Genomic DNA, 23,400 nt, shown 5'->3' with positions numbered 1-23,400 from the left:
ATGCGAACTGAGCTATGTGATAAGACACTGCGAAAAAGGAAACTCCGGTGCTTTAATCAACTTGCGCATATACTCATTTTAGCTAATCGTTACCCTCCTCCAACAAAACAACTACCCCATTTATTTAAATTAATCCTCCCATTTCGCCACTCATCAAAATGAGGAACACAAACGTGACCTTCATGGAATATTTATTGAACTTTGAATGTTCCAACACAAACATTTAGGACTTCTTGTAGTCTTACCATGTAATTAAGGCGCATAATGAACAAATCTGTGAAGAGAATACTGTATGTGGTTATCATCCTGGTCGTAATCGGTTTGATCGCCTACCCGAAAATCCCAAAAGGCTCAAGTAGCGAGGCAAGCGATACCCCTTCCAGTACGCAGAGTGAAAAACTTACGGTAAATGCGGTGATCGTAAACAGTGAGCAGCTGGCAAACACCGTAAACGTGACTGGTTCGCTTATCGCAGATGAATCGGTGGTCTTGAACTCGGAGCTATCCGGCAAAATCGAAAAGATTTCCTTTAAAGAGGGACAGAAAGTCACTAAAGGGCAGACCATCGTCACCCTCAATGATGATGAGATTCTTGCGGAAATTGAAAAGCTTCAGTTTACCAAAAAACTAAATGAAGACGATGAATACCGACAGAAAGTGCTGCTGGAAAAGGAAGCGATCAGTCGGGAGGAATATGAAACAGCGCTTACAACGCTGAACACCGTAAAATCTGAAATCAAGGTGCTTGAGGCAAGACTACAGAAGCACTACATCAAAGCCCCCTTTTCAGGAATCACAGGGTTTAGAGATATCGCAGAAGGAAGCTACCTGAATCCGGGCGCCCGGATCACCGAGCTGTACCGTATCAACCCGATCAAGCTGGAATTCAACATCCCTAGTAAATATATCAGTCTGGTAAACAATGGTGATCGATTGACTTTTGAGGTGGATGGTTATGATGAGCAGTTTACCGGAGAGATTTATGCGGTAGAGCCGTTGATTGATCCACAGACCCGAAGCATCAGCTTGCGTGCCAAGGCAGGTAACGATGAATCCAAATTGTACCCGGGACAGTTTGCGCGTGTCAGCCTGACCCTGGAAACCATTCCTGATGCCCTGATGATCCCTACCGAGTCAGTCATTCCTGAATTGAGTGGAAAAAAGGTATTTCTCTATAAAAATGGTAAGGCGACACCCGTGCAGGTCAGTACCGGCATACGGACAGATGATCGGGTTCAGGTCACTTCCGGCATTATCGAAGGTGATACGGTTATTACAACCGGTATTTTACAAATTGGTCCGGGGATGCCTGTAAACGTAACCATCAACTAACATGGCCAGTCTTTCCAATATCAGTATTGATCGTCCGGTCCTTGCGATCGTGATGTCGATCGTCATCATTTTGTTTGGAGTCATTGGCTTCAGCTACCTGGGTGTGCGGGAGTACCCCAGCGTAGACCCGCCTGTTATCACTGTGTCTACCAGCTATACCGGTGCAAGTGCGGATGTGATTGAAACACAAATCACCGAGCCGCTGGAAGAATCCATCAATGGGATCGACGGAATTAAAACCCTCTCCTCTATTTCCGCAGATGGACGTAGCACGATTACCGTAGAGTTTAACCTTGAAATTGACCTGGAAACAGCAGCCAATGATGTGCGTGACAAAGTCTCCCGTGCCATCAGAAATTTACCACCAGATGCAGACCCACCCATTGTAACTAAGGCAGATGCGGACAGCAGCCCGATCATCGCATTGAGGATTTACAGTGAGCAAAGGAATCTGTTGGAAATGTCCGAAATCGCCGACAACCTCTTCAAGGAGACTTTTCAGACCATCCCGGGTGTCAGTGAAGTGCGAATCTGGGGAGAAAAGAAATACTCCATTCGTCTCTGGATGGATCCAAACAAACTTGCGGCCTATCGCCTCACTCCGTTGGATATCCTAAATGCAGTAGGCGATCAGAACATTGAGTTGCCGTCCGGACGAATTGAGGGAAGTGCCACAGAACTCACAGTGAGGACATTTGGTCGCCTTTCCTCTCCGGAGGAGTTTAATGACCTGATCATTCGCGAATCGGAAAATGATATCGTCAGGTTCAGGGATATTGGTCGGGCCGAATTTTACCCTGAAAACGAACGAACGGCTCTTCGAAATAATGGCATCCCATTAGTACTCAATGCCATCGTGCCACAGCCCGGTTCCAACAACCTGGATATTGCCGAAGAATTTTACAAACGTCTTGACGCACTCCAGAAAAACATTCCTGAGGACATCCAAACAGAGATTGCCTTTGACAATACGGAATATATCAAAGAGTCGATTGCAGAAGTAAAACAGACGATTTTCATCGCCTTTGGACTCGTGGTATTGATCATTTTCGCTTTCCTTAGAGACTGGCGAACCACTTTCATTCCGGTCATTACCGTGCCGATCGCCCTGATCGGATCATTCTTTGTGATGTATTTGCTGAACTTCAGTATCAATGTACTCACCCTACTGGGCATAGTGCTCGCCATTGGTTTGGTGGTGGACGATGCGATTGTGGTGTTGGAAAATATTTACTCCAAGATAGAGGATGGTATGGAGCCAGAGGAAGCCGGTAAGAAAGGAACCAAAGAGATTTTCTTCGCGGTAATCTCCACGACGGTCGCCCTTACTTCAGTGTTCTTTCCTATTGTGTTTCTACAGGGACTGACAGGACGGCTTTTCAGGGAATTTGGAATTACAGTAGCTGTTGCCGTTATCATCTCTTCATTCGTAGCACTCACACTCACGCCAATGCTTTCCAGTAAAATGCTGAAGAAGCGTGAAAAGAAACAGTGGATCTATGAGGTAACAGAACCTTTTTTCGTATGGCTAAATGATGGGTACAATCGGGTGCTTGAGCGGTTTATGGGTAACCGCTGGATCTCTGGAGTTATCGTACTGGTGGCAGCCGGATTGATCTATGTTTTTGGTAAAACACTTCCATCAGAGCTTTCTCCTCTCGAAGACCGGGGACAATTCAGAATATTTGCTACAGGTCCTGAAGGAGCCACTTTTGATTACATGGACGAGTACGCCACTGACATGACGGATATGCTTTTGGAAAGCGTGCCGGAGAGACAATCCATTATCTCCATCACCAGTCCGGGGTTCTCCTCTTCTGCCGCAACCAATGCAGCCTTTGTGATAGTGAAATTGAAGGACAGTCAGAATAGAGAACGCTCGCAGCATGAGATCGTGCAGTCCATACGTCCGAAAGTGTCCGAAAACACGATGGCTCGTGCCTTCATATCCGAGCCTGAATCTATCGGAAGAAGCTTCGGTGGCCTGCCTGTGAGCTTTGTGATACAGGCACGCACACTGGAGCAACTTAAGGATGTGCTGCCTGCATTCGTTGAAAAGGCAAACGCCAATGATGCGTTTAGCTATATAGATCTGAATCTCAAGTTTAATAAACCGGAGCTCGGTGTGCGCATCGATAGAGAAAAAGCGCAATCCATTGGAGTCTCGGTGCGCGATGTAGCCCAAACACTCCAGCTTAGTCTGAGCGGAAATCGATTTGGTTACTTCATCATGAATGGAAAGCAATATTATGTCATTGGGCAGCTGGATCGCTATAATAGAAACGAACCATTGGATCTTAAGTCCATCTACGTAAAATCCAAAGATGGAGACCTGGTGCAATTGGACAACCTTGTCACTCTTGAAGAACGTTCCACTCCACCCCAACTCTTTCACTACAATCGATTCACCTCAGCAACGGTAAGCGCGCAGCTAAGTGAGGGTGTCTCTTTGGGAGAAGGATTGGAACAAATGGACATCATAGCAGAGGAGGTATTGGACGACAGATATCAAACAGCATTGTCGGGTTCATCACTGGAATTTCAGCAAAGCTCCAGTAATCTATACTTTGCATTTGCTTTGGCTTTAATTCTTATTTATTTGGTTTTAGCTGCTCAGTTTGAAAGCTTTAGAGATCCGTTGATTATCATGTTTACCGTACCGTTGGCTCTTCTGGGTGCGATGTTTAGCCTTTGGTATTTCAATGAGACACTTAATATCTTTTCACAAATTGGTATGATTATGTTGATCGGTTTGATTACGAAGAATGGAATTTTGATCGTTGAGTTTGCGAATCAGCAAAAGGCCGCAGGTCTTGATATCATGGAATCAATCAAAAAAGCAGCTAAAATGCGTTTCAGACCTATTCTCATGACCAGTCTTTCGACCATCTTAGGAATCTTGCCTATTGCATTGGCATTGGGTGCCGGTTCCGAGAGTAGGGTATCCATGGGGATTGCGGTAATTGGCGGAATGATCATCGCGACATTCTTAAGTTTGTTCGTGATCCCGGCGATCTATTCATTCCTTACGAGTAAAGAAAAACGACTGGCAAGAGTATGATAAAACTTCTATTACTATTTGCACTGGTACAGCCAGGAGACACTCTGCTTACAGAAGATAAGGTGATCGAGCTGGCTCTTGAGTACAACTTTGAAATCCGACTGGAAAAGTATAACCTGAAAGTAGCTGAGAATAACAATACCATCGGCAATGCCGGAATGCTACCGACGGTTGAAGTAAATGGTTCCAGGCAACAAACCATCCAGGATACAGAACTTGAGTTTGCAAATGGAGATGGTCAGAATCGGGATGGTGCGAAAACGACTGTTTATAACGCAGGTGCCAGTTTGGATTGGACCCTCTTTGATGGATTAAGGATGTTCGCCACGAAAGATCGACTGGAGGAAATCAGTCAGATGAACCAGATGGCATTTAAAAGCCAGGTGCAGGATGCCATATCAGATGTACTCAAGTCTTTCTACAACACGGCCCTGGAGCAAGAGCGCCTGGCTTTATTGGAAAGTACCCTGGAGCTATCAGAAGAGCGGGTGACGATCAGCAAGGAAAAATATGAGGTGGGCAAAGCGAGTAAACTTGAGTATTTGCAAGCCCAGGTGGATTACAATTCAGATCAGTCAGCGTTGGTAAGGCAACAGGAAGTTATCGCCATTCAGAAACTGCAGCTTTTACAGCTCATAGGAGTTACTGAGGGGTATGACTCATTTACCCTGGCATACGCACACGAAACTTCTGATAAACTAAACGATTTGGCCAACATTGAATCTGATGCTGTACAACAAAATCCAATGTTAAAGCAACTCAGGAGTCAGCAGGAGGTGAATATCCTGACGATCAAAGAGAATGAACGGGACCGATTGCCTACACTGGATTTTAACCTGGGCTACAATTATTCCAATCTTACGGCAGAGGCAGGGTTTCTGCAAAGCAATGTTTCGAGTGGTGTCACTTATGGTCTGACTGCTACCATGACCATTTTCGACGGGCTGAACCGAAACCGAACCATTCAAAACGCGAAGATTCTAAGCGAGCAATCGTATACCGCTTACGAACAGGGGGAAGCTCAACTCCGTACGGCTGTTCGGTCCGGGTTGATGACCTTGCGAAATGCACAGATACTGGCTGATTTGGAGCAAAAGAACCTGGCGGTGGCAGAAGAAAATGTGTCCATTGCGCTGGAACGATATCGGGTAGGTAAATCAAATCCGATTGAGGTAAGAGAAGCTCAGAATAATGCCGTAAACGCGCAGATTCGCTATATAGAAGCGCTTAATACAGCAAAAATTGCTGAGATCGAATTACTGAGATTGTCGGGGAATCTTTTGGGCGAGTAAAAACACATCCCGCACTTGTTGCGGGATCTTCGGAATTGAAGTTTAGTTAAAACATCCCCCTCCATCCCTAAACCAAACCCACTCCCCCTTGAAAGGGGGAATTTCCCCTAACCTCGCTTTGTGTCCTCACGAAACGCTGATTTGTGAAGACACAAACCATGGAAGAAGGATCTTCCAAAAATTGAAGTTCAGATTATACATCCCCCTCCTACCCTCATTATCCATCACACCCCCCTTCCAAGGAGGAATTACACCTGCTTCACTTTCCCGCTCTTCAAATACAATAAATACCCTTCCACCTCATACCCCATTTCCGAAAGCAAGGCAGCATATTCTTTTAGCTGTCTGTTGTCTTCACTCTTCGGTCGGCCAGACTTAAAGTCAATGACCGTTGCTTTGCTACCTTCAATCACCACCCGATCCATTCGCTTGGTATCACCATCTTTGGGAAGAACCACTACTTCAGTCTTAACCTCTCCTACTCCACTGAACCAGCTTTTGATTGTCTCGTCTTTCCAAAGATTATTGATCAGTGTCTCGTATCTTTTTCGATCTTCTGGTGTGATCTGCATCGCTCGCTCGTATCTGTCCAGCACGTTAGCCGTCTGCTCCCAGTGAATGATCTCAGATAATATCTGATGCAGGAGTATGCCTTCATTTCGCTGCTTCTCCACTTCATCGTCGTAATAGGCCTTTCCGGTCTTGCGTACGGTTAGCTTTTTACTCCATTTAAAGGTCGGATAGCCTTTCAGCGCCATCAGCTCATCGCTGCTCTCTCGGTGCTTAATTGGTAGTGTACCCTTTTGGAAGACATTAGCCGCAGCATTCCACCCGTCTGGCTGCTCCTGATCAAAGTATTTGTACAGTAGCTTGGAAGCAGTTCCATACATGCCTTCCTGCTTTTTGGGAGGTGGTTCGCAAAAGGCATACATCCCATTCTCAGCCCGGGTGAAGGCTACATACAATACGTTCAGACTTTCCAGGTGCCACTTGGCAAAGTCCTTTTTGTAGCTAGGTGAGAAATGGGTCTTGTCCAGCTCAGACTTGTAGTCTACGGGCACAGCCTCATTTTCCGCATACGGAGAGGTGTACCAGGTAGGTTGAGACATAGCGTCAAATCGATAGTTGCAGAACGGCACAATCACAATCGGATATTGCAACCCTTTGGATTTATGTGAGGTGATCACCTCCACGGCATCTAAGGCACCCGTCAGCTGCACCGAACGTTTCTTGCTTTCATCTTCCCACCACTCCAGAAACAATCGTAAATCCGAACGATGGTTTTTGCTGTATTCCAATACCGCATCCTGGAAGGCTTGTAAGTATGCATATTCGGAAGCCACCTTATCCAGCTCGAAAGAGCGAATCAATACTTCAGTTAACTCAAGAATCGGAAGGTGCAGCAGATGTTGTTTGTATTTGGTAAAGCTGGTGGGCAAGCCCCCCTTTGCCAGCTTCGAAAAATCACCATGCGTTTCAAAGTGTTTGCTTTTACTGTCCTGCTGATAGCGAAACACCAGGTCAGCCAGAATGCTGTCATCCTCGGGATGGATCAGGTGTTTGAAAGCAGAAAGTAGCATCTGCACCACGGATGAGTTAGCAAGTAGCATTCCCTCAGCAGAGATCACCTCCACCTTAGTCGCATTGTTTCGTCGATACTCCAGCACATGGCCCACGATATCCGAGGCATCTTTATTCGATCGAACCAGAATGGCAATGTCATTTAGCTGGTGTCCCTCACTCAACAGCTGCTCGATTACCTCGGTGGTTCGTTCCATCGCTCGTTGCTTCCATTCTCCCCTTTCCGCATCCAAAAATTCTACCTGCACCACCCCAGATGAGTCCTGATGTTTTGGGGCTACATTTTGTTTCACATCCTGATACGTTGAAAGGATCGTTTCACGTTCCTCGTTCGTGATGGCCTCCCCCATCTCATTCACCATGATTTCCGGGAGTTTTGAAAACAGGTCATTATTGAATTCCACCACATTTTTTTCACTCCGCCAATTGGTGCTTTTTGAGGGGTCAACCTGTGCAGGCAGATCCTGCTGAACGCCTTTTAGCAACAGTGTAGGGTCTCCTCCTCTCCAGCCGTAAATGGACTGTTTTGCATCACCAACAATGACATTTTCATTGCCATTGGCGAGGCTTTCTTCCAGCAACGGTTTGAAGTTGTTCCACTGAAACTGGGAGGTATCCTGAAACTCGTCAATCAGGAAATGGGAATAACGTGTGCCGACCTTCTCATAGATGAAAGGCGAACCAGAATCATCGATGATCTGTGAAAGGAAATCCGGCAGGTCGGAAATCATGATCACCTCCTCTTCTCTTTTGTACTCCTGCAGTTGTTGCGATAGGTTGGTGATGAGCCCAACCGTAAAGAGGTGACGAAGGATCACTTTGGCTGTGAGGTAATCTTTTTCGTTTTCCTCCACATATTGAATAACCTTATTCAGCAGCGGCATACCCTGCTGATCCGCAAACTGCATAATCAGGTCGCGTTTAGAACTGGTCTTCGTTGACCAGGCTGCCGCATCTTCACTCGCGTTGGTTAGCGTTTTGTTAATGGAAAAATCCCCAGCCATCAGGCGTTCAAAGAAATTGGGAATGGTTCGTTTCTTCCCTCCGGCAAATTCATCAAGCCCGATTCCTGAATTTTCAACCCATTCAAAAAACTCCCCACCGAACTTTTTCAGGGTATTCTCGAATGTGGACTTCTTCTTCATCAGCTCACCTTTCAGCTCTTTTACTTTTTCCCGAGCCTGCTCATCCTCAAACTGACCTTTAGGTAGTTTCTTAAACTCCTCTTTGAAAAGTTGACGCGCCAACTCACTCACATCATCTTTAAACTCATAGCTACTTCCATCGAGCACCTTGCTCATGGAAAAGTCTAACAGCCAATCGCGTAGTTGTTTGTTTTCCTCCACTCCCTGAAATACATGAGAGGTGATATACTCTGCTACCTTTTCTGTATCCAGTTCAATGCCGAAGCTTCCCTGCAGTCCAATTTCCCTGGAAAAAGCCCGGATCACACGATGAAAAAAGGTATCGATGGTGGTTATATTGAAATAGCCATAATGATGGAGCAGGTGAGTAAGCGAATCTTTTGCCGCTTTCTTGATTTGCTCCGCCGACTTGCCTAATTCGTTTTCAAAAACAGGAATAAGTTGATGATCTCCTTTTGAGATGTCGATCAGAAACTCCAGCACTCGCTCCTTCATCTCTTCCGCAGCTCGGTTGGTAAAAGTAACTGCAAGTATTCGCTGATAGTAATCCGAACTCCTCAAAGCCAACTTCAGATATTCCTTGGCTAGCGTATAGGTTTTTCCAGACCCTGCAGATGACCGATATATGGTGAGTGACATGCTACGAAAATAAACTTAGGATGTATTATCAATCACCGATTCAATAAATAGTTATCCACAAAAGTTTATTTAAACCAAAATAAAGTGTTGTTCATCGATAATATCTTCCAATGTTAACTTAATATTAACTTTAGATTACCGTAATTTTGATTTTGCGTAAACTTTAGGTAACATTACATCGTTATTAGCTTAATATTTAGGAAACATTAAACGAGGGAGATTATGAAAAAGACATTATTATTTCTAGCAATGGCGCTGTTCGTACTAGGTACACAAGCCAACAATGGTGAGGGAAAAGCTGAAAATCCTAAGCCAATGAATTATAAAGAAGTAGTCTCCAGTATTGAATATCCGCTTGTATGCAAGGAAAAAGGCATTGAAGGGCAGGTTCTTGTTACCCTGAAAATTGACCAGAACGGTAAAGTAATTAATCACCGATTCGAATCGTATCCTTGTACTGACCTAAGAGATGCTGTTAAGGCAGTGTTACCAAAGCTCAACTTTGAGCCCGCAAAAAATGAAAATGGAGATTCAGTTAAAGGATTAATTGCTATTCCTGTTAACTTTAAGCTAACAATCTAATTTAGTAATAAGTTAGATCAATTTGTAGGCCGCTCCGATTCTTCGGGGCGGTTTTTTTTGTCCCCTATCAGTTCTTCCCATCAGCAGTCGTCCTACCACTTTAAGTGGTGGGACGACTCATTTTAAACTTTATAATATTATTTACGTTTAGATATTTTATCATTTAATTTACATTTAGAAATTTAATTTTGAACTAAATGAAAGAATATCAACTCGGTGAGTTTGAAGAGATCGTGTTGCTGACTGTAGCTATTCTCCATGAAGATGCATACGGGGTATCCATTAAGGAGGAAATAGAAAAACGCCTTAATCGCAAGGTGAGTGTCAGCGCACTCCAATCAGCATTAAGAAGGATGGAAAAGAAAAAATATTTGAAATCTGAATTTGGTGAAGCTACAGCTATTCGTGGTGGGAAGAGAAAACGCTATTTTAAGGTGACGAAAACGGGGAAAGCAGCACTGGACTACACCAAGGAAACACGAATGAAGCTTTGGTCTGCTATCCCCGATGTATCATACGAATACTCAAAAGCATGGATAAGCAGCGGCATTCTCCCCCATCCTGGTCTACCAAGTTCTTAGCATGGTTTCTAAAGGAGGACTATTATGAGGATGTTCAGGGAGATCTGGAAGAAGAGTATCAATTATTAATTCAAAGTAAAGGACTAAGCCGGGCGAAGAGATGGTACAACTGGCAAATCATCCGGCTATTTAAGCCAGACATGGCTAAAAAAATAGAAGCTCAAAACTCAATCGAAAAAGAAACAACTATGTTTAAAAACTACTTTAAAATTGGACTAAGAAACCTCTGGAAGTATAAATCCAGTACGGTTATCAATGTCGTAGGATTGTCAACGGGACTTGCGGCATTTGTTTTAATTGCTCTTTTCGTAAAGGATGAACTTAGCTATGATAAACATCATGAGCATGCTGAACATATATACCGTGTGACGGTAAAAAACTACACCACAGATGGTGATCTAAGTAGGCATTGGGCGTTCGCTTCTGCCGGTCACGCAAGCAGACTAAAAGAGGACTACAGTGAAATAACTCATGCCACACGCTTTTTTCCATGGGCCTTTCCGGATCTGAAATATGGAGATCAGGAATTCCTTGGAGAACCGGTCATCTTTTGTGATGAGGACGCCTTTGATATTTTCAGTTTTGAATTTATTGCAGGGAGTGCTGAGACAGCTTTTCCCGACATCTACTCATTGGTACTCACACGTTCAACTGCTGTAAAAATATTTGGATCGGACTGGGAAGAACAGAACATTTTAGGTGAGACTGTCACGTTGGAACGAGATGGGCAAGGTGCTCCTTTTAAGGTAACTGCGGTGATGGAGGATATGCCGGATCAACAACACTTCCATTTCGACTATCTCGCCCCAATCCGCTTTGTGGAGATGATCATGGGTGAAGATGCAGCCAACAATGTAAGCGGGAATTACAACTGGATAACCTACATCCGTACTACACCGGGAGCAAATATTCCCGGATTAACCCAAAATGCCAATGAGGAATTCTGGGACAAATACATCGGTGAATTTCAACCTGGAGTTTATGCACGGGAGTATTATGATTTCGTTCTTCAACCTTTACTGGACATCCACCTAACCTCAAATCTGGAAGGCGAATATGAAACCAACGGATCCATCGATCAGGTATACATTTTCAGTATTGTAGGAATTTTACTACTCCTCGTTGCTTGTGTCAACTACATGAATATTGCCACCTCACACTACTCCCGACGGATGAAGGAAGTAGGTGTGCGTAAAGTGATCGGAGCATTTAAATCGTCTCTCATCAAACAATTTCTTTCAGAATCTTTGTTGGTAGTTATCGTATCGCTGCCTTTAGCTGTCTTGCTGATCATCTGGGCACTGCCCTATTTGAATGAGTTTCTGGACAAAAAACTTGTTTTCAATCCCATTGCCCAACCAGATATATTTATAGGCCTAATTCTTTTGATGGTCCTTGTTGGTGGTCTTGCCGGAATTTATCCTGCTGTTTTTCTATCCAAAATAAACCTTGTTCAGGCGCTGAAAGGTGAACAAGCCATGAATGCTAGCAAATGGAATTTTCGATCGTTTTTGGTCACATTTCAGTATGTGGTAACGATTGGGTTGATTTTCGCAATAGGTGTAATTGAAAGCCAGATGGGCTTTATCCGAAACTCTGATCCGGGTTTCGAAAGAGAGCAAATGGTGAGCTTGTTTCTGCCAAGAGGTGATTACCAAAATGAAACCTTTCGAAACGAGCTGTTAAAGCATCCAAATATCTTAAAGGCAACATTCTCATCTCGTATTCCTACAGGCAGGTTGGCAGACAGCTGGGGCTCGCGGTTCTTTAAAGGAGATTCAGCAATAGCAACAAGCTTTCGACTGCCTGTCGTTACGGTTGATGAACACTTCCTGGATGCCTATGGAATAGAGTTGCTGGCTGGTGAGAATTTCAGAGAAGGAATGGAAACCGAACTAATGCCCGACACCATCGTAACTGGATATTATGTTGTGAATTTGGCAGCTATCAAAGCTTTGGGATTTGAGGATCCCAATGAAGCTGTAGGTCAAAAATTAGGGTATGGACCGAGTGAGGGGCGAATTGTTGGAGTTATGGAAGACTTCCACTTTGAATCGCTCTATAGTCCGATAGTTCCAACATTGTTCCTGACACGGGATCGATATCGTAGAGTTAGCATGAAACTGGCCGGAGAAAATATTAGAGAATCGCTGGATCATATTGAAAATGTATATGCACAGTTTGATCCTGAAGGTGAAGCAAACTATCGATTCGTCGACGATATGTTTAATGAGCAATATCAAAAAGAAGAAAGGTTGGGAACCATGATCAAAGTATTTGCTGTGATTGCTATTCTTATCGGTTGCCTGGGACTAATTGGGATGGTCGGATTCATCATAGAGACCAAAATCAAAGAGATTGGAGTCAGAAAGGTATTAGGGGCATCTACCTCTAGCATATGGATGATCATTAGTAATCGGTTCCTGATACTTATTGGTATTGCATTTCTGATCGGTTTACCAATCGCTTATTGGTTTATGAACGACTGGTTGGAAACCTTCGTATACAGAACATCTATTTCGGTATTCCTAATTCTAATGCCTGTCATAGCTGCTGCAGTTTTGACGATACTGGCTATATCTTATCAGACTATTAAAGCAACCAGGGTAAACCCGGTGGAATGTCTCAAAGACGAATAAATTAGATTTGATAAATCAAAGAAGCCATCTTCAAAAGGAGATGGCTTTTTTTATTTGCACAATCACAATAACTTCAAACCATGATTGATAAAGTAGTTGCAAACGCGGAAGAAGCTATCCGTGGAATCGAAGACAATATGACCCTGATGCTCGGTGGTTTCGGGTTGTGTGGCATCCCCGAAAATACCATTGCAGCGCTGGTCAAAGCGAACATCAAAGGCCTTACCTGCATATCGAATAATGCAGGTGTTGATGATTTTGGACTTGGTCTTTTGCTTCAGAAAAAGCAGATCAAAAAAATGATCTCATCTTATGTTGGTGAGAATGCAGAATTTGAGCGACAGATGTTGAGTGGGGAGCTGGAGGTGGATTTGATCCCTCAGGGTTCACTGGCCGAGCGATGCAGAGCCGGTGGTGCCGGTATTCCTGCTTTCTTCACTCCTGCCGGTTACGGTACAGAAGTAGCAGAAGGTAAAGAAGTGCGTGAGTTCAACGGTAAGCCACATATTTTAGAATCAGCTTTGACAGCTGATTTTGCAATTGTAAAAGCATGGAAAGGAGACAGAGCCGGTAACCTGATATTCAAAGGAACTGCCAGAAACTTCAACCCACCGATGGCGATGGCAGGCAAGATCACTATTGCTGAAGTAGAAGAATTGGTAGAACCGGGTGAATTGGATCCAAACTTCATCCATACTCCGGGGATATTCGTGCAGCGAATCTTCCAGGGTGATAAATACGAAAAACGAATTGAACAGAGAACAATCAAAAAAGGATAATTATGCTTGATAAGGATGGTATTGCGAAACGAATCGCACAGGAACTGGAAGATGGCTGGTACGTCAATCTGGGCATAGGTATCCCAACGCTTGTAGCCAACTATATCCCGGAAGGGATAAGCGTTGAGTTTCAATCAGAAAATGGATTGTTGGGAATGGGGCCCTTTCCTACTGAAGAGACTGTAGATGCAGATCTGATCAATGCTGGTAAGCAAACGGTAACAACCCTACCAGGTGCTTCTATCTTTGACTCTGCCACTTCTTTTGCCATGATTAGAGGTCAGCATGTTCAATTGACTGTACTTGGAGCCATGGAGGTTGCCGATAATGGAGACATTGCAAACTGGAAAATTCCTGGAAAGATGGTGAAAGGTATGGGCGGAGCAATGGACCTGGTTGCTTCAGCTGAAAATATCATCGTGGCGATGATGCACACCAATCGGGCTGGTGAATCCAAGCTTTTGAAAGAATGTACCTTGCCTATCACTGGAGTGAAATGCGTAAAGAAAATTGTTACGAATATGGCCGTACTGGATGTTACACCTGAGGGATTTAAACTAATTGAGCGTGCACCTGGCGTGTCTGTTGAGGAAATCAAAAACGCCACAGCCGGAAGGTTGATCATAGATGGTGAGATTCCTGAAATGAAAATTTAAAATCTACAGAAACAAGTTCACTTACCTTTGCCACATGTACGTAGGCGAATATCAAACACTCATGGTGGATCGGTTAACGGATCCGGGAGCATACTTAACTGATGGAAAGACTGATGTCCTTTTACCTACTAAGTATATTCCAAATGGAACAAAAAAGGGGGATAAACTCAACGTATTCGTCTACCGGGACTCTGAAGATCGAATCATTTGTACTACACAAAAGCCCTATGCTCAAGTCAACCAATTTGCCTACCTAAAGGTAACTGACACCACCAATGTGGGAGCGTTTTTGAATTGGGGGATTGATAAGGATTTACTCGTCCCTTTTCGTGAACAAAAAAACAAACTCAAGAAAGGTCAGTGGTGCCTCGTTTATCTGTATCTGGATGGCAAGACAGATCGAGTAGCTGCCACGGCTAAAGTGGCTAAATATTTTGATGAGGACAATACTGTTGAGATAGGTGAAGAAGTGGACCTACTGGTTGCCAACACTACAGACCTGGGGGTGAACGTGGTAGTTAACAATAGACACAAAGGGTTAATTTTTGAAAACGACCTCTTTCATGATGTGCTGGAAGGCGATCGCATCAAAGGCTATGTGAAAACCATCCGTACGGATGGCAAACTGGACATCAGTCTTCGCAAAGAGGGCCTGGAAAACCTGGAGGTGGGGGCACAGCAGATATTAGATGAGCTGAAGAGAAACGAAGGTTACCTCCCACTCCATGATAAAAGCGAGCCTGAGGAGATTCAATCATTATTGCAGATGAGTAAAAAGAACTTCAAGCGGTCAGTGGGGATATTGTATAAGAAAAGACTAGTAGCTCTTGAAAAGGATGGGATAAGAATAACCAACTAAAAAAGCCTTACCGAATGGCAAGGCTTCTTAAGCTTTTAAGAGTTGACAACTTATTCTTCAGTCTCATCATCTTCCTTTGCAGCAGATTGCTCTTCTTTCAACCCGTCGTAAACAGCCTGATATCTGGCTTTCAAATCAGCATTACCTCTCATTGCCTTTCTCAATCTATTATAAAGACCAGCGCCAATATCCTCTTTGATTTTACCAACATATACTTCCTTGAAAGAAGCAGTCATAGAGTCGTAGTTTGCCTGGATCTGCTCAAAGGCAACTAGCTCTTCCTCCGTTACTTCAATCTCCTGTAACTTGACAGAATCACCTTTTGCTGATTTGATTTTTACAAATCGTGCAGCCTCCAATGTTTCATCGTTGTTAATCCAGTCGTTGTAGGTCTCGGTCATTTGTTCTTTTTCAGCCTCTGCCCACACCATTACAGTAGCATATTTGGTTAGCTCTTCATCGGTAAATGATGCTTCTTCCTGAGCTTTTGCCAGTCCAAATCCTGCAACTAAACAAACCAACAGTAGTACTTTCTTCATCTTATTTCAGGGTTTTGTTTTTTCAAAAAAGGCAAGTATATAAAAAGGAACTTTATGAAATCAAGCCCTCAAAAGAACATTTTGAAATGCATAAAAAAAGCCGACAAAAATGTCGGCTCGTGAAATTTTGTAGATTTTAATTTTTGAACTTGCCAAAGAGATACGCGAACCCATCCCGTATTCCGGTATAAGCGTTTTCCGATTCTTCACGAATCTCCCTGATTTTTTCAGACGCCTCTCCTTTGATATCATTCCACTTACTTTCTCCGGTGTTTTTAACTTTCTCATATTCTTTTATGAGTGCTTCACGCTTTTCTTTCAGTATCTCTACACGATTGTGGTACGTATCCTTTGCGGATTCTTCTACATCATTCGCTTTGCCTTTCAGAAAATCAATTTTCTCCTCCAGTTTATCAGCAAATGACTTGATTGCTTCCTCGTACTTGTTCTTATGATCAATATTTGCTTCGTCTAGTATTTTAGCTTCTTCCATATCTCTTTCTATTTTGGTTCGTTAACACAACACACATTAAGCCTCTTGAGTTTGCAATTGTTTTCCATTCCTGGATCCAATGTGCATTTTCATATCTGAGAGGGTTTCTCCTCCTTTGATTCCAAAATCCAATGTTCTGATTGGAAAAGGGATGGTGATATTGTTGTCATCAAAAGCCTTTTTTACTGCCATGATTGCCTGACTCCTGGCTTCCAGAAATCCGGGCTGATCAGGATATTCGATCCATAAGTGCAAGACAAAATTGATTGAGCTGTCACCGAATCCGGTGTAAAATAGGTTTACCTCTTTATCATGCTTAATCCACGGCTTATCTTTTACAGCATCTATTGCAAGCTGCTTTGCTTTTTCCAGATCATCCCCGTAGGAGACCCCCACTTCCAGATCAATTCTCCGTTCATTTGTTTTAGTATAATTGGTGAGCGGATTTTGAAAAATTTCTTTATTTGGAATGATTACGTGCAAGCCCTGGAATGTTCGGATGATTGTTACCCTGAGATTGATTTCTTCAACCGTTCCCATGTAATCCTCTACTTCTATGATGTCTCCAACCTGAATAGGTTTTCGAATGGCAATCAAAACTCCGGAAATGAAGTTTGCTGAAATATCCTGGAATGCAAAACCCAGAGCCAATCCAATGATACCAGCACCAGCTAATAGTGAGGTGACGGTCTGTTTAAGGTGAAGAACGTTCAACGCTACCATTAAACCAATGGTCAGCACTGCGATATATACGATAGTACTAAACAGATTTCTAAGGGCAGGCTTATCATAAAACCTCTTCATGACTTTTATGGCTATCATTTTGACACCCCTTGCCAGGAAGTAAAACAACACCAATACTAAAACTGCTACGATGAAATTCGGTAGCATGGCAGTAAGTGACTCGAGCCAGCCTTGAAGCTTATCTGTTAGAATATTTATCGCCTTAGTTATTCCAAAATCCATTTTCAATTAGTTGTTTGCTCAACTAACTAAAAAGAGAATATCATTCCTAAAGCAGATAATCAGACTTAAATCTCTGATTTAAAGTATTTTATAATAAAGATATGTAATCTCAAAACAGACTATTTATCTCAAAACGAGAATTACATTCTCAGATAAAGAATCAATATTTCTTATCAGTTTACGCAACTTGCATTAATACCTGCGCCCAATCGGCTTGATTCTTAATTCGAAGTTTAACTCGAATGTTTTTGCGGTAGCCATCATAAGTATGCACACTCATGGCCATTTTATCGGCAATCTCGCTCCGGGTATAACCTTTTCTAAGCCATCGGATCAGTTGGATTTCTCTATTTGTCAGGTTGTCTTCAATTGTGTTTTTGGTTACTTTCATAATCTAAGGCAGTTTTGGTATACCCCTAATTAAGTACCCTTAATTCGGTATTACCAAGTTTTTGTCGTGAATGACATAAAGCCTAGCGCGAAATGCGTACTATTTTACCAAGCGCTCTTCCAATTGAGGTTTATACGTCCGCGATAGCTTCAGCTCTTCTCCATTATTGAGCAGTAGGTAGCTACCATAGATGGTTTTTACATATTCCAGGTTCACAATAGTAGATCGATGAATTTGCACGAACTGTGCCGGCAACACTTCCAAAATTGCGCTTAGCTTATTTCGATCTACTTCCGGATGTTTCTTATCGTTTAGGTGAAACTCCAGGTAATGATCATCAGATTGAATGTATCGAATACGATGCGGGTCTACCACCGCCTTACTTTTCAAAATGACATATGCCTTTTCATCTTCCTGATCTTCTTTCTCCTGGAGCTCCGCCACCAGACGTTGTAGTCTTTGATTGGATAGAATGAGCGTATTTTTCTCTTTCACGACATCCAATAGCAATATGACCATTGCGTATGACAGCACGCCTACTTCAAAGAAAAATCCTGCAAACAAAGGATCACCAGGAACAAGGGAAGAATTAATGGCTCCATACTCAATTAGAATCTGGCTTAAAACCCCAAGAAAGAAGAGTGAGTACCCCACCAGGAATATTCGTGAACGGAAAGCATCTACTTTCATGTAATTGATCCCACTACTATAAGCAAAGATGATAATAGAAATAATGATCGCGTACCTCATAGTGATAAGGATCGGTCCGGCAGCTACAATGGCACCAGGGAATAGGGCCCAGATCACTGTGCTGACCACAAACAGCCAAAGCCAAAAGTCCATCAGTTTGTGGAACCGAGGCATGGTTTGCTTGGTATCAAAATATCTTTGGATATACATGATGAGGAACACCATTGCTAGCTGGGTGGTCAATGGGAAAAAGTGGGTATTGAATTCCGGGTAGCTCGAGGTGATGTATTGGAAACCGTACCCAAGCTTAGCGAAACACCTCAATCCAAAAGTGAATACATAACCAGCATACCAAAGAAAAATATGCATTTTGAGCTTGATACCAACCAATAATGAAATAAGTGTTACCAAGGCTAGGAATCCGAAGCAGAAACCATAAAAGATGGTCTCTCTATTGTACATATTCCAGAATGAAGCATCCGAATAGAGATACATGGGAAATCGCGCGGCAGATAGACGTTTGTCAATGTTTAGAAGGTAGGTTGCAGTATCTCCGGTCTGAATCTTAAGTGGAAAAGTAAAATTACGATACTGAACTGGCCGGTCTTCAAATGGAAACCTATCCCCGGTTTCAAAAAGTGAGATGGCTGAGTCGTTGGAGATTTGATATAGATGGAGGTAATCTAACTGTGCATAGTCGATCTCCAGATACAGTGCCTCCTTCTCATGGGAGTTGGCTATGGTAGTAAGGACCCAAAAAGCAGATGATGTGATACCAGGGTTTACTTTCTGATTGATTTTCTCAATGTTGCCTGACTGAATACCCGCCCATGCTTTTGGTCCATTGAGTGTATCTGGTGTATGGTAAACCACCACAAAATCATTGATCCGTCCTTCATGGCTACCATGAAAAGGGATTACCTCTTGAGCAGCAGTATTAAGAAAAAACAGAAATGTAAATGCCAGTTGAATATAAATACGTTGTATCACCCTTGACTCACTCTTTCACTCGCTAAAAAAGCCAAGATAACAATCAAACCAATATGCTTATAAGTGTTGATAGATATTTGGTCGAAAAGAATTTTTCTTAGGCCAAATCATTGTGTGCTGGTATTTCAGCTCTGAGTAAATGTATAAATATTACTGTTCCTTTTTTTGGTGTGCTTTCAATACCAATCTTACCTCCCATTCCTTCTATCTGGTTTTTTGAAAGAAACATACCTATTCCATCTCCTTGTTCTATATGGGTATGGAACCTTGAACCAAGAGCAAACAACTTCTCGGAAAATTTATCCAAATCGATACCCAGACCTTTATCCTCAATTTGAATTAATACCTCCTTACGATCTTCAGTAGCAGTAATTAATATTTGCTTTTTCTCGTCTGTTACCCCGTACATTAAAGCATTTGAAATCAAACTGGTTAACGCACTTTCGAGATAAGTGGGAACACCCTCTACATAAAGGCTGTCAGGCACATTCAGGCTAATTTCAGCCTGCCTCCTATTGATATTTTCCTGCATGCCTGACAGGACGCGCTCCACTGATTCCAACACATTGCAAGGTTCTTTTTTTAAATTCTCACGATCATTTTCAAAATTCAGGAGTTCATTGATATTTCGAATCGTTCCATTCAGCCTATCAGACGACTTCTTTAGCATTTGAATAAACTCCTTATTTGTAGGATCCATTTCAATGGCATTGATCAGTCCCATAATGTTTGATGCAGAAGATCGGGTATTATGAGAGGTGATGAAAGAAAACTCTTTCAAACGTTTATTCTGGCTTTCAGCAATTGATATCAACCTTTGTTTTTCACGCAATCTTCTATTTAACCTTTCCGTTCGAATCCTAATATATCCATACACTAAACCACCACCAGATAGAATAAAAAGGGAGATCGCCCACCAGGTTTGCCACCATGGTGGGTGTATTTTGAAAGTGATACTACTTACATTATCGCCCCAGTGATTCGGGTTATCTGACTGCCTCACTTTGAATGTGTATTCTCCGGGACCAAGGTTGAAAGTGACCTGCGTATTGCTGGTAGTTGGAGACCAACCGGGTTCCAGACCTTCTAGCTGATATTGATATAAATTAGATTCTGGATTTCGAAGGTTGATGGCCACATATTGAAAAGTAAGATTGTTGAAATCATAAGGAAATTCGATACTGACCGGCACGTTGCTTCCACTAGCAGTATCGGTAGAGTATTTGTAGAGGTCAATCGATTGAAAGTCAACACGGATATCAGCTATTATTGGTTTGATGATCTTAGATTCGAATACCTCATCAGGCGCACTCAAAAAAGTCACTCCATTCCTGTTTCCAATCCATATATTATGATCCTGATCAGCATAGATAGAATTGTGAATGAACTCTGCAACCACGAGCCCATCTTTCTTCTGAATCGTCGAAACAGCGTTCGTATACTCATCAACTCTGCTTAATCCGGTACGATGAGTCGCCCACACATGATTGCTTTTATCGCTGATGACCGATGAGCAGAAGTTGTTGAGAAGTCCTTCTTTGGTAGAAAACCGGATAAACTCCTCTCCATTATATTCATAGATACCATCTCCATGAGTGCCTACCCAAATGTTGCCGTATTCATCCTCAGAGATATCATTGATGTCATGTGAAGGAAACTTCCCATCCTTGGTTAAATACATCATCATACCATCCGATCTCAAGACGGCCAGACCGGCTCCATGCGAAGCAAACCAGGTATTCCCGTCCTTATCAAAGTGGATATCGTAGATTTCATTGTGATAAAATCGAGAGCTATCATCTTCATTTACTACGGTACTAGTAGAATAGTTCTTTACAAGATTCCCCAGGGAATCAAGCACAAACACCCCTTTCTGTGTCAAAGAAAGCCACAGGTTTCCATTCGGACTCTTGATAATTTGACGAGCTAACAGCTTTCCTCCTCCAAAATCAAAATCAATTTTTTGAATGTTTTTCCATTCTGGATCTGCAGTGAAAACACCCACATCTTCTGCACAATAATAAATCCTGTCATCCTCATCCACATATACCGCAGTGATGTTGTTCCCCTCGCTACTGTTGTGACGAATTAGCTCAAAATTGAGACTATCCAGTTGGCCTGTGTAGAAACCCCTTATCAATCCCACATCTGTTCCAAAAAAGAACTCATGCCTGGAATTTCCACTAATGCCATTTACTGATCTGGCTCTGAAATCTTCAAAGTTGTAAAATAAAAGACCCTTTTTGGCAACCTGTATGAGCCCATCTCCGATGGTCCCTACCCAAATACTTTCATCTTCATCCATGTTGATGGTGCTAATTAAATCACCTGGAAAGTCATTTTTTTTATTGAGGTAGGTAAACTGTTTGGACTTAGTATTGTCGCGGTTAAAATCTATTTTGACTAGTCCATTATACTTTGTTCCAACCCAGAGATCTAAATTTCCGGTTTCCCTGATAGCGCTAATGGATTCCTTTTGAAGGAAGTCAGCTTTGTATACTTCACCGGAAACCTGACCACCTTCTACAAACAAGTCCAGATGGTAAACACCGAAATCAGTACCCACCCAAAAAGAGTTATCTCTTGCCTTGTTTCGTTCTAATGATTGAACAGATGAATATTCAAGATCTGCAATACCTCCCGCATAGATTATCCTGTTGTCTTCTCCTAACCTAAATGCCAGCAATCCTTCATTTGTACCAATTAAAATTAAGTTGTTGTGCTGATAGGCAAAATTGGTTTTTCTGAATTGTAATTCTTTAGGAAATATTGATATCACAGTGTCTTTGGATAGCCGAAGAATTCCTTTGTTTTGGGTTAATGCCAGCAGCTGATCGTTGCTGCTTATGAAGCCCGTGATGGGGCTTTGCTCATACTGTGGATCATAAACTGTTTTCAGTTTTACGCCATCAAAGGTTTTGATCTGTCCATTAAAATATCCAAAGTAGAGCGTACCATCATCATTGAAAGCTGTAGTAGAAAAGTTCTTCTTGGTAGAATCATTGGGATCCATCAATTCAAACTTGAAGCCATCGAAACGAGTTAGTCCATAATCTGTGCCCACCCATTTGTATCCCAGTGGTCCCTGGATTGTGGTGTAGACATATGTTCCATCAAGTCCATTTTCAGGATTGAAATGCCTTATTTCATATTTCTGAACAGTAGCCTCAACCAAAAAGCATGAAAGAAGAGCTATAATTGTTGATCTAATCCTCATCTTTCTGGTAGTATTTCAAATTTACCTGGTACTTATATCGTGGTGGTCCTCCAATGGGAATACTGTAGAATCGGATTACTTCTTCATACTGGTTTCTAAGAAAAAAAACCATATTGTTGTTTGGCTTTCCTTGTTTGATGATCTGAATCTCGATGGTGGTATTTTGTTCTTCGGGTGTGATTTCGTGCATCGAGCTGGCCCACTTAAGATCCGCTGATTTTTTCACTTTATGTCTGTTTTTAGAAACCGAATATATCACTAGCTCTCCGTCATAATCAAAGTCAAAGTTGTGTTGTGTGATTGAAACCACATTTTTATCAATGAATGGATATATGTGGCTGATTTCGCCACTCGCAACAGGAAGTCTGAAGGAATATTCATACGTAAAGGCATTTGAGCCTTCTACTTCTTCATTAACATCGGGATTTGCACTAAGAAAATATTGATACAGGTTGCCATCATCACCCTGCAGTCCTTCCATAATCACCTTGAAGATTCTTCCATTGGGTATCTCCGGATCCAGCTCTCCTTCTACCGGATTAAATGGGCCGAAGGTATACCACTTACCGTCAAACTCCGGATTGTCCCGAAATACTTTAGAAGCGAGTAGGTTTCCGCTTTTAAATTCACCAACTGGATCTACCTTCCTGGCATCCGGATGAGAATGGGCTCCTTCACCTCCAAAAATTGATATCCGATGTACCGAATTCCATTCTCCTTTTATTTCATCTATCGTTCCACCAACATCCGGATCAAACACCCTCAGGTATATCGGCTCGGTAAACTCATCTGGAATCAAAAAGAAAAATATTTGAATATGATCATCATCGCCCCATGAAGCTGGCGCATTACCTCCAAATGTTACCAAATAATCAATGTTTTCAATCTCATTCGGAATCCGCTGACCTTGAGTGACAAGGAATAAAGTTAGAAAGGTGCCTGTCAAAAATGCTTTCAAATACCTCATG

At 42.5% G+C, this 23,400-nt stretch carries 17 protein-coding genes; 9 read left to right on the top strand and 8 right to left on the bottom strand.

What is annotated here, in order from left to right:
• The first annotated feature begins 276 nt into the window (after positions 1-276).
• The 3 genes from ACP14Y_RS16305 to ACP14Y_RS16295 are packed head-to-tail and all read left to right on the top strand — an operon-like array spanning position 277 to position 5,685.
• A complete protein-coding gene (locus ACP14Y_RS16305) occupies positions 277-1,332 on the top strand; it encodes an efflux RND transporter periplasmic adaptor subunit (RefSeq protein ID WP_424963953.1) in 1,056 nt (351 codons plus the stop codon).
• Position 1,333: 1 nt separating this feature from the next.
• A complete protein-coding gene (locus ACP14Y_RS16300) occupies positions 1,334-4,393 on the top strand; it encodes an efflux RND transporter permease subunit (RefSeq protein ID WP_424963952.1) in 3,060 nt (1,019 codons plus the stop codon).
• Complete coding sequence (locus ACP14Y_RS16295) at positions 4,390-5,685, top strand: TolC family protein (RefSeq protein WP_424963951.1); 1,296 nt, start codon at positions 4,390-4,392, stop codon at positions 5,683-5,685. Before ACP14Y_RS16300 ends, ACP14Y_RS16295 begins: the two co-directional genes overlap by 4 nt.
• Positions 5,686-5,933: 248 nt before the next feature.
• Here the strand turns inward: ACP14Y_RS16295 and ACP14Y_RS16290 are convergent, their stop codons facing one another.
• The gene (locus ACP14Y_RS16290) at positions 5,934-9,050 is read right to left on the bottom strand and encodes a UvrD-helicase domain-containing protein (protein ID WP_424963950.1); all 3,117 of its coding nucleotides are present in this window, start codon (positions 9,048-9,050) and stop codon (positions 5,934-5,936) included.
• A gap of 222 nt (positions 9,051-9,272) precedes the next feature.
• Between ACP14Y_RS16290 and ACP14Y_RS16285 the strand changes: the two genes are divergently transcribed.
• The 6 genes from ACP14Y_RS16285 to ACP14Y_RS16260 all read left to right on the top strand — a co-directional run bounded on the left by ACP14Y_RS16285 (position 9,273) and on the right by ACP14Y_RS16260 (position 15,146).
• Positions 9,273-9,632, top strand: coding sequence for an energy transducer TonB (locus ACP14Y_RS16285; protein WP_424963949.1), 360 nt, complete (start codon positions 9,273-9,275; stop codon positions 9,630-9,632).
• 197 nt (positions 9,633-9,829) lie between these two features.
• Positions 9,830-10,213 carry a PadR family transcriptional regulator gene (locus ACP14Y_RS16280; RefSeq protein ID WP_424963948.1) on the top strand — a complete coding sequence of 128 codons (384 nt, stop codon included), beginning with the start codon at positions 9,830-9,832 and terminating at the stop codon, positions 10,211-10,213.
• Complete coding sequence (locus ACP14Y_RS16275; protein WP_424963947.1) at positions 10,165-12,852, top strand: FtsX-like permease family protein; 2,688 nt, start codon at positions 10,165-10,167, stop codon at positions 12,850-12,852. The genes ACP14Y_RS16280 and ACP14Y_RS16275 overlap by 49 nt, the downstream gene beginning before the upstream one ends.
• Before the next feature lie 80 nt (positions 12,853-12,932).
• The gene (locus tag ACP14Y_RS16270; protein WP_424963946.1) at positions 12,933-13,631 is read left to right on the top strand and encodes a CoA transferase subunit A; all 699 of its coding nucleotides are present in this window, start codon (positions 12,933-12,935) and stop codon (positions 13,629-13,631) included.
• Complete coding sequence (locus ACP14Y_RS16265) at positions 13,631-14,287, top strand: 3-oxoacid CoA-transferase subunit B (RefSeq protein ID WP_424964446.1); 657 nt, start codon at positions 13,631-13,633, stop codon at positions 14,285-14,287. The genes ACP14Y_RS16270 and ACP14Y_RS16265 overlap by 1 nt, the downstream gene beginning before the upstream one ends.
• A gap of 34 nt (positions 14,288-14,321) precedes the next feature.
• Positions 14,322-15,146 (top strand): CvfB family protein, encoded by an 825-nt coding sequence (locus tag ACP14Y_RS16260; protein ID WP_424963945.1) that lies wholly within the window; start codon positions 14,322-14,324, stop codon positions 15,144-15,146.
• 50 nt (positions 15,147-15,196) lie between these two features.
• Here the strand turns inward: ACP14Y_RS16260 and ACP14Y_RS16255 are convergent, their stop codons facing one another.
• From ACP14Y_RS16255 to ACP14Y_RS16225, 7 genes are all read right to left on the bottom strand, one after another.
• Positions 15,197-15,685, bottom strand: coding sequence for a hypothetical protein (locus ACP14Y_RS16255; protein WP_424963944.1), 489 nt, complete (start codon positions 15,683-15,685; stop codon positions 15,197-15,199).
• Between the two features lie 136 nt (positions 15,686-15,821).
• A complete protein-coding gene (locus ACP14Y_RS16250; RefSeq protein WP_424963943.1) occupies positions 15,822-16,178 on the bottom strand; it encodes a hypothetical protein in 357 nt (118 codons plus the stop codon).
• Positions 16,179-16,214: 36 nt separating this feature from the next.
• Positions 16,215-17,144: a mechanosensitive ion channel family protein gene (locus ACP14Y_RS16245; protein WP_424963942.1), complete on the bottom strand. Its 930-nt coding sequence runs from the start codon at positions 17,142-17,144 to the stop codon at positions 16,215-16,217.
• Positions 17,145-17,322: 178 nt separating this feature from the next.
• Positions 17,323-17,535, bottom strand: coding sequence for a response regulator transcription factor (locus ACP14Y_RS16240; RefSeq protein WP_424963941.1), 213 nt, complete (start codon positions 17,533-17,535; stop codon positions 17,323-17,325).
• A 99-nt stretch (positions 17,536-17,634) separates the two neighbouring features.
• Positions 17,635-19,215, bottom strand: a complete 1,581-nt coding sequence (locus ACP14Y_RS16235; RefSeq protein WP_424963940.1) for a 7TM diverse intracellular signaling domain-containing protein — start codon at positions 19,213-19,215, stop codon at positions 17,635-17,637.
• A gap of 97 nt (positions 19,216-19,312) precedes the next feature.
• On the bottom strand, positions 19,313-22,432 hold the full coding sequence (locus tag ACP14Y_RS16230; RefSeq protein WP_424963939.1) for a ligand-binding sensor domain-containing protein: 3,120 nt from the start codon (positions 22,430-22,432) through the stop codon (positions 19,313-19,315).
• On the bottom strand, positions 22,422-23,399 hold the full coding sequence (locus tag ACP14Y_RS16225) for a hypothetical protein (protein WP_424963938.1): 978 nt from the start codon (positions 23,397-23,399) through the stop codon (positions 22,422-22,424). The genes ACP14Y_RS16230 and ACP14Y_RS16225 overlap by 11 nt, the downstream gene beginning before the upstream one ends.
• Between the last annotated feature and the right edge of the window lies 1 nt (position 23,400).

Source organism: Ekhidna sp., from assembly GCF_965247405.1.
Lineage (GTDB): Bacteria > Bacteroidota > Bacteroidia > Cytophagales > Cyclobacteriaceae > Ekhidna.
This window is presented reverse-complemented; position numbering and strand designations above follow the sequence as displayed.

What these genes read in the sequence shown, in the direction of transcription:
- ACP14Y_RS16300 (WP_424963952.1), top strand. Translation starts at nt 1,334, where the DNA reads ATGGCCAGTCTTTCCAATATCAGTATTGATCGTCCGGTCCTTGCGATC.
- ACP14Y_RS16295 (WP_424963951.1), top strand. Translation starts at nt 4,390, where the DNA reads ATGATAAAACTTCTATTACTATTTGCACTGGTACAGCCAGGAGACACT.
- ACP14Y_RS16290 (WP_424963950.1), bottom strand. Translation starts at nt 9,050, where the DNA reads ATGTCACTCACCATATATCGGTCATCTGCAGGGTCTGGAAAAACCTAT.
- ACP14Y_RS16285 (WP_424963949.1), top strand. Translation starts at nt 9,273, where the DNA reads ATGAAAAAGACATTATTATTTCTAGCAATGGCGCTGTTCGTACTAGGT.
- ACP14Y_RS16280 (WP_424963948.1), top strand. Translation starts at nt 9,830, where the DNA reads ATGAAAGAATATCAACTCGGTGAGTTTGAAGAGATCGTGTTGCTGACT.
- ACP14Y_RS16275 (WP_424963947.1), top strand. Translation starts at nt 10,165, where the DNA reads ATGGATAAGCAGCGGCATTCTCCCCCATCCTGGTCTACCAAGTTCTTA.
- ACP14Y_RS16270 (WP_424963946.1), top strand. Translation starts at nt 12,933, where the DNA reads ATGATTGATAAAGTAGTTGCAAACGCGGAAGAAGCTATCCGTGGAATC.
- ACP14Y_RS16260 (WP_424963945.1), top strand. Translation starts at nt 14,322, where the DNA reads ATGTACGTAGGCGAATATCAAACACTCATGGTGGATCGGTTAACGGAT.
- ACP14Y_RS16255 (WP_424963944.1), bottom strand. Translation starts at nt 15,685, where the DNA reads ATGAAGAAAGTACTACTGTTGGTTTGTTTAGTTGCAGGATTTGGACTG.
- ACP14Y_RS16250 (WP_424963943.1), bottom strand. Translation starts at nt 16,178, where the DNA reads ATGGAAGAAGCTAAAATACTAGACGAAGCAAATATTGATCATAAGAAC.
- ACP14Y_RS16245 (WP_424963942.1), bottom strand. Translation starts at nt 17,144, where the DNA reads ATGGATTTTGGAATAACTAAGGCGATAAATATTCTAACAGATAAGCTT.
- ACP14Y_RS16240 (WP_424963941.1), bottom strand. Translation starts at nt 17,535, where the DNA reads ATGAAAGTAACCAAAAACACAATTGAAGACAACCTGACAAATAGAGAA.
- ACP14Y_RS16230 (WP_424963939.1), bottom strand. Translation starts at nt 22,432, where the DNA reads ATGAGGATTAGATCAACAATTATAGCTCTTCTTTCATGCTTTTTGGTT.
- ACP14Y_RS16225 (WP_424963938.1), bottom strand. Translation starts at nt 23,399, where the DNA reads ATGAGGTATTTGAAAGCATTTTTGACAGGCACCTTTCTAACTTTATTC.